This window comes from Halobacillus seohaensis (assembly GCF_042663045.1).
Lineage (GTDB): Bacteria > Bacillota > Bacilli > Bacillales > Halobacillaceae > Halobacillus_A > Halobacillus_A seohaensis.
This window is the reverse complement of record NZ_JBHSZV010000039.1, coordinates 1-14,001: the sequence shown is the minus strand read 5'-3', so window position 1 is coordinate 14,001 and position 14,001 is coordinate 1. Positions and strand designations below refer to the sequence as shown.

General features: G+C 38.4%; 12 protein-coding genes and 3 pseudogenes. 6 read left to right on the top strand and 9 right to left on the bottom strand.

Annotation, left to right across the window (positions count from 1 at the left end; translation table 11 throughout):
* Window positions 1-119: 119 nt before the first annotated feature.
* Entirely contained in the window at window positions 120-1,574 is a 1,455-nt protein-coding gene (gene purF / locus ACFQIC_RS15100; protein ID WP_204711697.1) for an amidophosphoribosyltransferase, read from the top strand.
* 470 nt (window positions 1,575-2,044) lie between these two features.
* Here purF and ACFQIC_RS15095 read toward each other — a convergent pair whose 3' ends face one another.
* The 3 genes from ACFQIC_RS15095 to ACFQIC_RS15085 all read right to left on the bottom strand — a co-directional run bounded on the left by ACFQIC_RS15095 (window position 2,045) and on the right by ACFQIC_RS15085 (window position 4,349).
* A complete protein-coding gene (locus ACFQIC_RS15095; protein ID WP_204711695.1) occupies window positions 2,045-2,407 on the bottom strand; it encodes an SLC13 family permease in 363 nt (120 codons plus the stop codon).
* Between the two features lie 114 nt (window positions 2,408-2,521).
* Window positions 2,522-3,235, bottom strand: a complete 714-nt coding sequence (locus tag ACFQIC_RS15090) for a DnaD domain protein (protein WP_204711693.1) — start codon at window positions 3,233-3,235, stop codon at window positions 2,522-2,524.
* A gap of 328 nt (window positions 3,236-3,563) precedes the next feature.
* Entirely contained in the window at window positions 3,564-4,349 is a 786-nt protein-coding gene (locus ACFQIC_RS15085) for a hypothetical protein (protein ID WP_204711691.1), read from the bottom strand.
* 335 nt (window positions 4,350-4,684) lie between these two features.
* On the opposite strand from ACFQIC_RS15085, the gene ACFQIC_RS15080 reads away from it, so the two are divergent.
* A complete protein-coding gene (locus tag ACFQIC_RS15080; RefSeq protein WP_204711689.1) occupies window positions 4,685-5,386 on the top strand; it encodes an Ntn hydrolase family protein in 702 nt (233 codons plus the stop codon).
* 321 nt (window positions 5,387-5,707) lie between these two features.
* On the opposite strand, the gene ACFQIC_RS15075 is transcribed toward ACFQIC_RS15080, so the two are convergent.
* The gene (locus ACFQIC_RS15075; RefSeq protein ID WP_204711687.1) at window positions 5,708-6,058 is read right to left on the bottom strand and encodes a S8 family serine peptidase; all 351 of its coding nucleotides are present in this window, start codon (window positions 6,056-6,058) and stop codon (window positions 5,708-5,710) included.
* Between the two features lie 85 nt (window positions 6,059-6,143).
* Between ACFQIC_RS15075 and tnpA the strand changes: the two genes are divergently transcribed.
* The 3 genes and pseudogenes from tnpA (at window position 6,144) to tnpC (ending at window position 8,379) form a co-directional block, all read left to right on the top strand.
* Window positions 6,144-6,446, top strand: coding sequence for an IS66 family insertion sequence element accessory protein TnpA (tnpA, locus tag ACFQIC_RS15070; protein ID WP_204711685.1), 303 nt, complete (start codon window positions 6,144-6,146; stop codon window positions 6,444-6,446).
* A complete protein-coding gene (gene tnpB, locus ACFQIC_RS15065) occupies window positions 6,440-6,796 on the top strand; it encodes an IS66 family insertion sequence element accessory protein TnpB (RefSeq protein WP_204711683.1) in 357 nt (118 codons plus the stop codon). Before tnpA ends, tnpB begins: the two co-directional genes overlap by 7 nt.
* Window positions 6,797-6,834: 38 nt before the next feature.
* A pseudogene (gene tnpC / locus ACFQIC_RS15060) lies at window positions 6,835-8,379 on the top strand (IS66 family transposase).
* A gap of 559 nt (window positions 8,380-8,938) precedes the next feature.
* Here the strand turns inward: tnpC and ACFQIC_RS15055 are convergent.
* The 3 genes from ACFQIC_RS15055 to ACFQIC_RS15045 all read right to left on the bottom strand — a co-directional run bounded on the left by ACFQIC_RS15055 (window position 8,939) and on the right by ACFQIC_RS15045 (window position 11,085).
* Window positions 8,939-9,265: a hypothetical protein gene (locus tag ACFQIC_RS15055; RefSeq protein ID WP_390217332.1), complete on the bottom strand. Its 327-nt coding sequence runs from the start codon at window positions 9,263-9,265 to the stop codon at window positions 8,939-8,941.
* Window positions 9,266-9,327: 62 nt separating this feature from the next.
* Entirely contained in the window at window positions 9,328-10,839 is a 1,512-nt protein-coding gene (locus tag ACFQIC_RS15050; RefSeq protein ID WP_204711679.1) for a flagellin N-terminal helical domain-containing protein, read from the bottom strand.
* 69 nt (window positions 10,840-10,908) lie between these two features.
* Window positions 10,909-11,085 (bottom strand): carbon storage regulator, encoded by a 177-nt coding sequence (locus ACFQIC_RS15045; RefSeq protein ID WP_204711677.1) that lies wholly within the window; start codon window positions 11,083-11,085, stop codon window positions 10,909-10,911.
* Window positions 11,086-12,008: 923 nt separating this feature from the next.
* On the opposite strand from ACFQIC_RS15045, the gene ACFQIC_RS15040 reads away from it, so the two are divergent.
* Window positions 12,009-12,596 (top strand): YdcF family protein, encoded by a 588-nt coding sequence (locus tag ACFQIC_RS15040; protein ID WP_204711675.1) that lies wholly within the window; start codon window positions 12,009-12,011, stop codon window positions 12,594-12,596.
* A gap of 169 nt (window positions 12,597-12,765) precedes the next feature.
* On the opposite strand, the pseudogene ACFQIC_RS15035 reads toward ACFQIC_RS15040, so the two are convergent.
* Both ACFQIC_RS15035 and ACFQIC_RS15030 read right to left on the bottom strand, forming a co-directional pair.
* Window positions 12,766-12,891 (bottom strand): annotated as a pseudogene (locus tag ACFQIC_RS15035) (NAD-dependent epimerase/dehydratase family protein); the annotation flags it as partial.
* A gap of 474 nt (window positions 12,892-13,365) precedes the next feature.
* A pseudogene (locus ACFQIC_RS15030) lies at window positions 13,366-13,488 on the bottom strand (NAD-dependent epimerase/dehydratase family protein); the annotation flags it as partial.
* Between the last annotated feature and the right edge of the window lie 513 nt (window positions 13,489-14,001).

Here is a 14,001-nt window from a genome sequence, read left to right as displayed (position 1 = left end):
AACAGGACTTATCAAAAGCATATAAAATATTCCTATAAAAATAAGTTAGAGAATTAAATGTGGGGGAATAACGGTAAAAAGACAAATAAATGTTATTCATTTTGGAAGGGGGTTATTCCTTGGTTACTAAAGTCAAAAGCTTAAACGAAGAATGCGGCGTATTTGGTGTCTGGGGTATTCCAGACGCTGCACGCTTGAGCTATTTCGGATTGCACAGCTTACAACATAGGGGTCAAGATGGTGCCGGAATAGTTGCGAGTAATAAAGGGAAATTAAAAGGACATCGTGATCTAGGACTTCTAACAGATGTGTTTAAAGACGATCGTCAATTTGATTGTTTAAAAGGTGAAGCGGCAATTGGTCATGTTCGCTACAATACTGCAGGCAGCAATGGAATTCAAAATATCCAACCTTTCCAATTCGAATTTCATGATGAAGAATTAGCTTTAGCACATAATGGAAACCTTATTAATGCAACTACGTTACGAGAACAATTAGAAGATGAAGGGGCAATTTTTCATTCGAATTCGGATACTGAAATTTTGGTGCATTTGATTCGTCGTAGTGAAAGAGAAACCTTAATAGAGCGCGTTAAAGAAAGTTTGAATAAGGTCAAAGGAGCATTTGCCTATTTAATTCTAACGCCTAACGAAATGATTGCCGCTCTGGATCCAAATGGTTTTAGACCACTATCAATCGGACAAATGTCAAACGGAGCGTATGTACTAGCAAGTGAAACTTGTGCATTGGACGTTGTCGGTGCCGAGTTTATTCGTTCCCTTGAGCCTGGAGAAATTGTTACTGTAAACGATGATGGTTACCAAATTGAAAAATATACCGAAGATACAATGATGTCTATTTGCTCAATGGAATACATCTACTTTGCGCGTCCAGACTCTGATATTGCTGGTGTCAACGTACATACGGCACGTAAAACTATGGGACGTACTTTAGCAGAGGAAGCACCAACAGCAGCGGATATCGTTATCGGTGTACCAAACTCTTCCTTATCAGCCGGAAGTGGTTATGCTGAAAAAAGTGGTATTCCCTATGAAATGGGATTAGTGAAGAACCAATACATTGCTAGAACATTCATTCAGCCAACACAAGAATTACGTGAGCTAGGCGTACGTATGAAACTATCAGCGGTTAGAGGAGTTGTGAAAGGTAAAAAAGTCGTCATGGTCGATGATTCCATCGTTCGAGGCACAACCAGCAAACGCATCGTTCAATTGCTACGTGACGCTGGAGCAACAGAGGTGCATGTAAGAATTTCTTCACCACCCCTGCGTTTCCCATCTTTCTATGGAATTGACATTCAAAATCGTCACGAATTGATTGCGGCGGATCATTCCGTTGAAGAAGTCAGAGAAATCATTGGTGCCGATAGCCTGGTATTCCTAAGTGTTGCTGGAACTGTAGATTCAATCGGATTAAACTTTGACGCTCCTTATGGCGGCTTATGCATGGCGTACTTCACAGGAGATTACCCAACGCCATTATATGACTACGAAGCAGACTATCTAAAATCATTAGAAAAAGAAATAACCGTTCAAAGGGATGAAGAGTCCTAGTCAAGTTATTGAATAATATTAGTAGTACTTTGAATTATGTAGGTAACAAGATGTTTTAAGGAAGCAAAAGGATATTACCGATAAACTCTAAGAACCAGGGATTCCTATTGTCAAGAAAATACAAAGGGAATATAGCTTTGGACCTTATAATTAATAATTTAGATGTTATACAAATCAAGAAGCTAAACATGTTTTTAATGCTTAGCTTCTTGTCGTAAGAAAGCTTAACTCTAGAGACCCCCCTTCGTAAAAAAGCCCAACGGAGGAGAATTAAAACAATGATTCAAAATCTTGTTTATATGGCCGCACGAGTGATTCAACATGGTAGAAAACTGGAAACAAAAAAGAATCCTTACAGAGATTTCTCTCCACTAGGATATAATCATTAATTTATGAAGATATCAACGGCTAGTGGGTCAGACTCCAAAGTTCAAAAGACCTACGATCGTGATAGGCACTTCCACAATCGCTTATTTAAAAAAAGAAAGGCCATTGGTATCAAAGTCTAGCAACAATCCATGAATCACTAGGTTAGTTGAAGTCCTCATTAACGTAATCGTGCCACCCAAAATAGAAGCATAAGATAAGGGCAAAAGAAATTTAGAAGGAGATATATTATGTTCCGAGGACCACTTTTTAATAATCGGTGTCAAAGTGACGACAATAGGTGTATTATTCAAAAATGCTGAAAATCCCGAGATAGGGATAACCAACCGACTCAATGCACCACGGTGGGTTTTTGCTTTAGCAAGAAACGTTGACATCAACCGTTCAATCAACCCGCTTTTCTCAAAAACACCAGCGACAATAAATAATAGAGCAATCGTTAGCATCCCTTGGTTAGAGAATCCAGCAAGTGCTTGATCGGCGCAACTGGGGACCCAATATTAAACTTCCCTAAAAAAGTTCCTGCATCGCTTCTAATACTTCTACCGCTTCATCATAATTCATGCGTAACGCTCCTTTCTGTACTCTTCAATCAGACGCTTCGCTTCAGACTGCCGGTCTTCCTTCTTCTCAACCGGCCTCTCCTCAATCCGCTTCACATCAGTCAGCGTCCGTACCCCTGTCTTCTCCCATCGCTTTAAGATCCCTTCGCAATAGGTGAAAAACAGCTTGTTGTGCCTCCCTGCAATTTTCATCGCTTCCATGACAAGCTCATCCGAGAGCCGCTCGCACCAATCCGTAATCTTCTCCGCCATAAACGGTGTCAGCATTCCTATGTTTTGTTCGTAAAAAGTATGCGGCTGCATGCGGCCTCCTGCTGTTCTTTCTTTTCTCCTCTTTTCTTTTCTTTTAAATAATACCTCTGTCTCTTCCTTCACTCCTTCCTTCACCTCTTCCGTCATCTCTTCCGCCGCAGCGTCCGCCAGCTGTTCCTTCACTTGAGAAATCATGTGATACGTCGGAGCCTGGTTCCGCGTCCCAGCTTCAAACGTGATGTAGCCTTTCGCCTCTAATTCTTTACGCGCACGAAGAAATGAGCTCTCACTTAAGCCCGACTTCACTAAGACCGCCGACGTCGGCACCGTAAACTCCTTCTTCCATCCCGTCTTGTTGTTGAAATGCATCAGCTTGTACCAGAGCAGTGAAGCAGAAGCGGATAACTCGTTTAACTCTACCTCATCTTGAAACGCAATAATTTCCTTTAAATAATTCATAACCAGCTGCCTCCTTCTTATGTTGAGAGAAATAAAAAACTCCCTCATATCTATAATCGATAGAAGGAGTTCATTTGGTGTCACGTTTTTAAATTTTTATAAAAACTTTAAATTGCAAGGTTTTTTAGCAAATAGTCTTCAATTTAACTTGACGCTCACACTAATCACTTTTGGTTATAAAAATCCCCGGTTCTAGCTGTTGCACTGACAGCATAAGAACAAGGGACTTTTCAAAAATCACTTTAGCGCTTTAACGCACCAGGGGTCAGACCCCTAAATTGAATGATTGCGGATATAATAACATTCATGAAGTTTTGTGAATATCTATTTACAAAACCAAGTTTTTATAAATTCTCCGAATTTGCCATGCCATTCTTTCTTTGGAACCAAGATCCAGAGCTCTTTGGCCTGAGAGCATTGAAGAACCCAAAACAGGAATTCCCCCTTGGTGCTGATCTAAAGTAACAAAATGACATCCATGTAACTCGTCTAGGTTACTAGTAATATAATAGGGGTCACCTAGTGACATAATATATTCTTTAAATAATTTAAATGCATTGGCATTAGCAATCACGATTATTTTAGGTTTGTAAATGATTATCGCCTTTAATGTAATATTGAACATCTCAATAGCGAGTAGAGTAAGGTTTCCACTCTTATCTAAAATGTGTTGCTTAAGAAAGTCTGATTGATTAGTTTTTCTAAAGAAGAATAGGTCTATTGCATGAATTTTAAGAGTATTAATATTTATTTCATCTTTAAACCTATTTATTCCCTTTTCATAACTATGATACTGTCCTATCCGATTCTCATATTCTTGAAGTTCGGTTAATTTGGTAAGATTCCAGTTGGAACCATACTGTGTGCAATAGTGATAAAATCCCTTTTTCTTCTTAGCATTATCATCTTCAACATACTCATCATTCAGAGAAGGATTCATTCCAATTAAAAGTAGTTGGTTTGTTTCGAAATTATCTCTAAAAAAGCTAGGAAGTGGATATATATCATCACTTGCAGTAGTAGGTTTATATTGTTCCCACATTTCAAAGATCTTTTTGTTTAGATTATTAATTTTGATTTTATCCGCTTCATTTAACACTTTATTTATATTCACATATCTATCCTCCAATTTTTAAAATCATTGTTCTACTAAATGACACTAGCTGATAAAGAATCAGATGTTGTTGAGCCTTACTTACTTAATATATGCTCCCGTTGTAGTCAAATTAACGGAAATGTATCAGGCGTTATGAAACGAATAGAAAGAAAATTTACTCCATTAATACGGGTGTAAGACGATTACGTTCAATGTGACCGTCTTTTCATATTTGACTTATACAGCGAAATAAACAACTTCTTTTACTATAAAGCGAGATTTATATCTTTAACAATGCCTAATCTGTTAAGATTACATTATTCGATTACTAAATTTAAAAGGGGAAAATAAGAGTGACGGCAATAATTGGTTATCTTAATCAAAACGGTGTATTCATGGCTGCTGATAGTAAAAGAACTGGAAGTGGCAAGATTCAAACTGTACAAAAAATGGAGCATCTTATTGACAAATTTTATATCGCTACTGGCGGTTCTCAAATGGATGAAACTAGAAAAAAGTCCGTAAATGAAATTCAGACGAATAACATAAATAAATTATCAAAAATTATTACTGAAATTCAAAAGCAATATCGCCCTGATTTTGCAGAGTTATCCAAGAAAATCTCAGATAGTGATATTGTTCAACCATCAGCAGGTGCTACAATAATATTATTTGGAATCGATGAGAATCAACAATCATTTCTGAAGATTTTTGACGATGATGACAACTTTACAAATCCATCTGAAGATATTAAGTATAATCAAGTATTTGGAACAGGAACAAATGATTTACAAATTGAAGAACAGGCTGCCAAATCCATAGAGAAATATGAGAAAAAAATAGATAAAAATGAATTTATATCATTAGATAAGTGGGCGTTCGAGACAATGCTTAATTTTGCTCAATCTGATGACCTTAAGGCAACTGTTGATTTTCCTGTACATTGTGTTCTCATTACAACTACAGAAATTGTTAAAAAAGAATTTAGTTCGGTAGATAAAATGTTACAATCTCCCAAAAATGGATTTGAAAATGAGTTTAAAATTAGAAAATAAGAATTTCGTTCTTAACCTAAATATTGAAATTTCAGGGTAGTTTTGAAGCTGAAATAACCTAGTTCAAATTGAACTAGGCTATTTTTTAAAAATATATCAAAATTATTAATATTTTAATAACCCAAAATTTACACACAATAAGTCCTATGTTTTTTTCTACCGAATATCTATCACAAATCCACTAAATATTGAAGATATTTGTTGCACAGTATGGGTCTGCTACGTAATATAAGAGTTACTCCAATCTGGCCTAATTGTCATAGATCACTAATTGCACTCTTTGAACAATAAAAATAACCCACCCAGTACTCGTATAGAATCCTATACATCAACTCGGTCATTTCCACCATCCACTACTATTTCAGGTTTCAAAGTTCCAAAAGATCCAGGTCCACATCTCGAAAATGGGGAAGGATGATTCAGTCCCCCTAGTGCACCATTTTCAGATTTAGTTGCCACTGAACCCACTGTAATTCCTAAGAAGTTTTCACCTGGAGGTAAAATCCTAGTAGCATCATCAGAAAAGTAATTAGGATAAGGAGTATGCGCCATTTTTTCATACATTGAATTAATATTTCCTGATGATGAAATAAACAATACATCTTTCTCCTTACTAATAGCATCTAATTCTGCAGCAATTCTTGTTAGTTGTAAATCACTTAAGGAAGTCATATCGTAAGCGGAAAATAATGCCCACCTTCTAATCTTCCTAATGGCTGTGAGATACTACAGTCAGAATTTCTTAGGAGGAATGTTGATGAGCCAAACAGATAAACAAGGGCTTTGGGAAGACCGGTTGATGCATTTTCAAGAATCCGGTCAGACGGCCAAAGAATGGTGTAACAACCATCATATTAATATTCATACCTTTCGATATTGGAAAAGAGAGATTCAAGTATCGGCTGATTCGGCGCCTTCCTGGGTGGCTGTAGAAGTTGAAGAAGAGGCTTCGCAACCATCTATACATATTTCCATCGGAAGAGCGACGATTGAAACCTCCGAAGATGTCTGTCCGGAACACCTGGCCAACGTGCTGAAAGTGGTCCAGGCGGTATGTTGAATGTGGTACATGTGGAGAAGGTTTATCTAACTCAGGGCAATACGGACTTGCGAAAGTCTATTGATGGCCTGGCAATCCTGGTTCAGGAAACATTCGATTTGGATCCTTTCTCCCCTTGTCTATTTGTATTCTGTAATCGGAAACGAGATAAAGTGAAAATTCTCCAGTGGGATCACAACGGATTTTGGCTTCATTATCGTCGCCTTGAAAAAGGAACCTTTCAATGGCCTGCAGACGATGGTGCTTCTGTCATGTCTGTAAGCCGACGGCAATTTCGGTGGTTGATGGACGGATTGCCTCTCCACCAGAGAGGAACCCACCGGGCTGTTCACGCAAAAACATTGATTTAAAAGAAGGGATTCGTGTGTTTATGTCGAATCCTTTTTTTATGGATACAAAGACGAAGAACCCCAAGACAATGGAATCATTGGAAGAACCTTGTCTTTCTCTGGAAGACGAAAACGCTAAGCTGGCAGCCAAAGTTGAATGGTATGAACAACAGTTCAAATTGAGCCAACAGAAGCGTTTTGGTGCTTCGAGTGAAAAGATGGACCCTGATCAGATTTCCTTTTTCGATGAAATGCGAACGAAGAGGAGCCGACAATCGAAACGATCGAATATAAACGGAAAAAACGAAAAGGGCAGCGTGATGAAATGATGAAAAGTCTTCCTACAGAAACGGTGGAATACCACCTCGAGGACCAGGCTTGTTCGTCATGCGGTCATGATCTTCACCAAATGAGCACAGAAGAGCGTCGTGAATTGATCGTGATTCCGGCTCAGGTTAAGGTGAAAAAACACGTGCGCCATGTATACAGTTGCCGGCATTGTGAGCGACATGGGGTGGAAACCCCTGTCCAGACAGCTCCTATGCCGAACCCCGTTCTTTCGAAGAGTCTCGCTTCGCCTTCAAGCCCTGGCATTTATCATGAGTCAGAAATATGTTGAGGCGTTGCCTCTCTATCGCCAGTAAAAGCAGTTGGAACGCATGGGAATCCCTTTATCCAGAGCCACCATCGCCAACTGGATGATTCAAGCAGCGCATCACTGGTTGAAGCCGCTGTTTGACCAACTTCATCAAGCTATGGTGAGCATTCATCGCTACATGCGGATGAGACGCCTCTCCAGGTATCGCGGGAAGATGGGAAAGCTGCTTCATCCAAGTCCTATATGCGGCTATACTGTACCGGTCGCCATGGGCCTCCAATCATCCTTTATGACTATCAGCGTACGCGAGCCGGCAAGCACGCGAAACGATTCCTCGAATCGTTTTCTGGTTACCTCCAGACCAATGGGTATGGAGGCTATCATAAAGTGGACGGAGTACAACTCATGGGGTGTTGGGCGCATGCCCGCCGTAAATTCGATGAGGCGTTGAAAGCCGCCCCTTCCTCGTCGACATTGATCAATAGTGTCGCCAATGAGGCGCTTCAGAAGATTCAGCGATTATACGCTATTGAGAAAGAAAGTAAAACGTGGACAGACGAAGAACGCCTGGAGTATCGGAAGAAGGAAAGTGAGCCGATACTGGAGGACTTTTCGAAGTGGCTGAAAAACCACAAATCCAAAGTCTTGCCGAAAAGCAAATTTGGGGAAGCCATCACCTATTGTTTGAATCAATGGAATCAGCTGGTCCTCTACCTGCAGGATGGGCAAATCGATATCGATAATAATCGAGCTGAACGATTCATCAAACCATTCGTGATCGGCCGCAAGAACTGGCTGTTTTCAAATAGCCTGAAAGGGTCTGAATCCAGCGCCATCATTTACAGTGTGGTAGAAACGGCAAAAGCCAACGGCTTGAACCCTCTCTACTATCTCACTTATTTATTTGAACAACTCCCTCAGACGGACCTTGCCAATCCTGGCTTGGGAAGAGGTTCTTCCCTGGTCCTTATCGTTACCTGAAATCTGTCACGTGCCAAAGAAGTAATTTAATCATAGGACAAACCCTCACCTATTCATAGGGAGGCCACTGAAAAAGTCCTTTTCTATTAATAATGAACTTTTTTGAAAAACACTATCCCAAAATCACATTGTTTTTTCCTGCCAAAGTGGAGGATCAAGTCCAATTTATCCCTGATTTATAAACCGAAAGTGGGGATGGAATTTTTAGGGATTTGATTTTCTTGAAATTCACCGGACTTTTTCAGTGGCCTCATTCATAGGTGGGGGTTATTTTACGCTTACTACAAAAATACCTCCTACATAAATAATGGCACACCTGAAGGTGTGCTCAATAATTATACAGAAGGTGAAGTGGTAAATATCTTGGCACTTACCGGTACATTCTTTGTCATTCGGTGGTAAGAACTATGTCACTGGTGGTACATTTCGTTGGCTGTAATCAACTTCTGCTTTTTAACTTCATATTGTTTCACGATTATCCCTCCAAATAAAAATAGCCCCTACTCAAAAGATTGAAGTAGGGGCTTAGTTAGCTTATTTTGTGAACATCTCAGTTCCTAAAACAAACGTACATTATATGATTATCAATTACATTGACCATTTTCTAATATTGTTATCTTTTTAAGAATATCATCGGCATCATCGGCAAACACCCTACTCTCAAACATAGGTGGTTGATTAATGACATTAGATTGAAAAGTAAGAAGTTCACTTGATTTAATTTCTTTATCTACTGTTTTAATTGTAATATAATCCATACTCTTATCTCGCAGACCTAGTACCCATTTGTAATTATTGTCTGTAAAATCTCTTGGATCATTGGAAATGTATAGTTTTTTTAATATAAATTGATGACCGTTAAAGGAATAACTATACAATTCATCGTTTCTGCTTCTGATCAATCCTGTCACCTGCACTTTTTATTATAGTAAAAAAGACCCTAGCAAAGCTAGAGTCCCTTCCAACATAAATATTATTGTAGTAATTGAAGCACACCTTGTGGTTGTTGATTTGCTTGAGCAAGCATAGATTGAGATGCTTGAGAAAGAATAGAATTCTTCGTTTGATTCATCATTTCTTTCGCCATATCTACGTCACGGATACGAGATTCCGCAGCAGTTAGGTTTTCAGAAGATGTACCTAAGTTATTAATTGTGTGGTCTAAACGGTTTTGCATCGCACCAAGTTTAGAACGCTCACCTGATACAGTTTCAATTGCATCGTTGATCGTTTCAATAGCACCATTTGCAGCTTCTTGAGTAGAAACATCAATTCCACCATTAGCTTCAACAGTAAATTCGTCGCCATCTGTCGCAGCAGTTCCAAGTGACATTACTGGATCAGCACCGCCTTGTACTACGTCATCTACAAACGTGTCAGTACCGGGATCGGTATCAATTGTTGTTTCTAAATCTAAATCTTCTATTGCATAAAAGTCACTATCATCTGCTGATACCGCAGATACATTTCCCTCATCATCAAGAAGAACGCTATTTATTTCACCATAAACTGAATCAGCAGTATCATCAACATCAGTACCATTCCAAGCATCTGCATCTGCAGCAATACCAGTTTCCACTGTATATGAGCCAGTAGCTAACCCTTCAACATCAATAGACGCATTTGCAGTTGCTTCTGTAACTGCATTAGAGTCATTAACAGTAACACTAACTTCGCCAGAACGAACAGATTCATCAAATTCTAATTGGTCAGTACCATAATCTTCAAAACTTGCTCCAGCAAGATCTTCTCTGCTTGTTGCTTCACTTAAATAACTAAAATCTTCTCCATTCGAATCTGCAAGTGCAACAAAATCACCCTCTTCATTTTGAAGACCATATTTAACTGATTGTCCATCTACACTTAAATTATCCCCGAAATCTGCAACATTAAGTTTATGTTCCCCTTCTGAAAGGTCAACAGCACCTGTTGATGTAGTTGAAGTAATCTCCGTTAGTGCTACACCTTCGCCATCTCCTGATACTTTTAATGCTTCAGCACTCATTTCGTTGATCTGTAGTTCAACATTTTGATCTGCATTAGCACCAATCTGGAATTTACCTTCAAAAGAACCATCTAAAAGATTTTGAGTATTAAACTCAGTGTTATCAGAAATTCTAGTAAGCTCTTCTGATAGTTGATTAACTTCTTTTTGTATTTCGCCACGATCAGTTTCAGTATTAGTGTCATTGGATGATTGAACTGATAATTCACGCATGCGCTGAAGGATATCATGTGTTTCATTTAAAGCACCTTCAGCAGTTTGTATCATAGAGTTTGCATCTTGCGCATTACTTGTTGCTTGATCCAAACCACGAATTTGTCCACGCATTTTTTCAGAAATTGCAAGTCCTGCTGCATCGTCCTTCGCTCCATTAATACGAAGACCTGAAGATAATTTCTCCATTGAACTTTGTTGTGCGTCGTTTGCTTGTCCTAACTGACGATGTGTGTTTAATGCCGCAATGTTGTGATTAATTCTCATAAATATTACCTCCGTGTTGTTTTGTTTTTAGCAGAACACATCCATTTGCTCTGCAAATATATAATAACTCTAGTTAGAGTCACTATCAGAATAAAGTTCTTTCCTTAATAATTTGAAATTTTGCCCGGCTTCAATACCAAGCCGCAACATTCCATCTTCTGTTTTAATAACTTCAATCTCCATCTTCTCACCAAGATGCTCTACGATTAACTTTTCTCCTGGTTTTCTTCCTAGTACAAGCGCCATGCTTACCATCCTCCCTGATGTTTTTTATATCGGTTCTTTGTTTGAATTCTTAAGTCTTTTTTACAATAAATTCTTCTTCTGATTGTCTTTCTAACACCAACACCATTACTTGCCATCCTCCCTGATGTCTTTTATATCGATTCTTTAATTGAATTCTTAAATCTTTTTTATATCTGCAGAATTGGTTAGGCTGAGAAGTTCTTTAATATTTTACAACACTGGGAAACTGACCCAAGTGGCTTTTACATCACCTGGTTGAATGGATGAAGATTCTTTATTTGTTTAGTTACCATTGTGCTTCTCCAACCTTTCCTACTCGAGAAATACATTTAAGGAGCGTTTTAGCAAATAACTACACTTTCTGATAGAATACCTGGTTGCACTCACAGCATAAGAACAGGTATTGTGTTAGTTTCACTTTAACGTCACGGAGACAAAATTAAGCTCCTTGATACTAGGCACCAATATCTCCTTGGTCATGTGTCCATCACTGAGCGTCAGCAAGATCTGGTGTTCTGGACGAGAAGTGGGGTCAGGGCCTTCTGCCATATCGAGCTATAATCGTTTGTTGAGTTTGAGAGACCTGACCCCAGATGTGTCTTTCTTACGGTAGAGGCTTTTGGTAGTCTTTCTTCCTGCTTCTTTTGAGTTAGTGGAGGATCAACACGATAAGATTTACTCTCATATATTAGTGTACTTTAGCAACACTGGGAGACAGCCCCAATGTTCTTTATCGCTTAACCTGATCTATACAATTATAATGTTTGGTAGGTGCATGTATCTGTAGTAAAATGTCTGTACTAGGAAAATTATCCTTCTCTGCGTTTATACTTTAGCGCTAGAGAAATGACCCGGCAATTACTTGAAGAAAAAAGCTATTTAGTAAATTAAGTGAATAAAGACAGAACAGAAAGAGGTTTAGGATGAGTGTAACCAAACAAAAAATCAGACGAATTCTTCTTGTTTTATTCTTAACGAATCTCTTTATAATCCTCACAGTTTCCATAATCCTATTAACCATAGGTCCTGATTTACTTATAAAGAAGAACAATCCTAAACCTTCCGATGCTATAGTTGTTTTAAGTGGTAACCAAGAACGGTTAGAACATGCAAGTGACCTTTATAATAAAGGATTGGCCGATCATATCATTTTGTCTAATTCCACAGAGTCAGGCACTACGATGGAGGAAGCTATATCACTAGGAATTCCTAAAAAGTCACTATTAGGAGAACGTGGGGCTACGAGTACATATGAAAATTCTCTGTTTACAAAGGAAATTATGAAGGAGAATAATTTCAATTCGGCAATAATTGTCACAAGTAATTACCACGCTCTGAGGAGTAAATTCACCTTTGATAAGGTTTATAATGACGACATTCAACTTTCTTACTCTTTTGCACCTTCATTTTATAATCCAGATAACGGAATAACTAAACGAGAAAGTGAAACTGCATTTAAAGAGTATGCTAAGCTAAGCGGGTATTGGTTTCGGTCCTTGTTCCAATGGTGAGTAATATTCATCTAGAATGGATAGTGTATGACGTAGAGAGATTGATCTAATCACTTTTAATAAAAAAATATCCCCGGTTCTAGCTGTTGCACTCACAGCATGAAAACCAGGGATATTTTTATATTCACTTTAGCACTTTAACGCACTGGGGGTCAGACCCCAATATTCGTTTCAACTGAACATCATAATAATCATTAACACTGTCATAACCAATAACCGTATAACCTTCTTCTAGCAACCTCTTTGATAAGTGCATACCAACAAAACCAGCTGCACCCGTAACTAAAACGCTCATAGTACATACATCTCCTCTATATCTCAATAGCATTAATATTAGATCCAGGTACAAATACAATTAACCAAAATTTTATTTCAGAACACCAGAAACCCACTTGCTATCTCTGAAAGATTTATCGATCTTAAATTCACCTTAAATTAACCGAACACTTTTCCGCTTTAACGCACCGGGGGTCAGACCCCAATATTCCACCTTTGATAAGGTTTATAATGACGACATTCAACTTTCTTACTCTTTCGCACCTTCATTTTATAATCCAGATAACGGTATAACTAAACGAGAAAGTGAAACAGCATTTATAGAGTATGCTAAGCTAAGCGGGTATTGGTTTCGGTCCTTGTTCCAATGGTGAGTAATACTTCTAGAATGAAAAGTGTATGGCGTAGAGAGATTGATCTAATCACTTTTAATATAAAAACATCCCCGGTTCTAGCTGTTGCACTGACAGCATAAGAACCAGGGACTTTTCTCAATGCCATCAACTATATCATCAATATAAGTGAAGTCCCGCATCATTTCCCCGTTGTTAAACACTTTAATTGTCTGTCCTTCAACAATGTTCTTTGTGAACGAATAATAAGCCATATCCGGACGATAATTTTCTAAGAATAATTCAGGAATCTAACTAATTGAACGTAAAAAAGCTCTACAAGATTATTAAAATTTTAATCTGTAGGGCTTTTTTTTATTGGTGTGACTGCTAGTTTAGCAGTCACACCAACGTTGGCGGTGTGTGGTAAAGTCCTTGTCATTCGGTGGTAAAAAACATGGCGATAGTGGTACATTCTAGTGGCCGTAATCAGTTAACATTCATACCTTATTATTTTAACGGATGGGAGGTTATTGGGGATCAAAAAGTGTTCAAATTTATCAATCAAAATCTGTCTAGTTTAGTCTAGCAGTTACAAGTCATCGCTGTGGCTCAATATTATGTTGACAAAAACACCCAATATTGGTTTCGGTCCTTGTTCCAATGGTGAGTAATACTTATCTAGAATGGAAGGTGTATGGCGTAGAGAGATTGATCTAATCACTTTTAATATGTAAGCGCAAAATAACCCCCACCTATGAAAAGATGAGGGTTTGTTCTATGATGGAATTACTTCT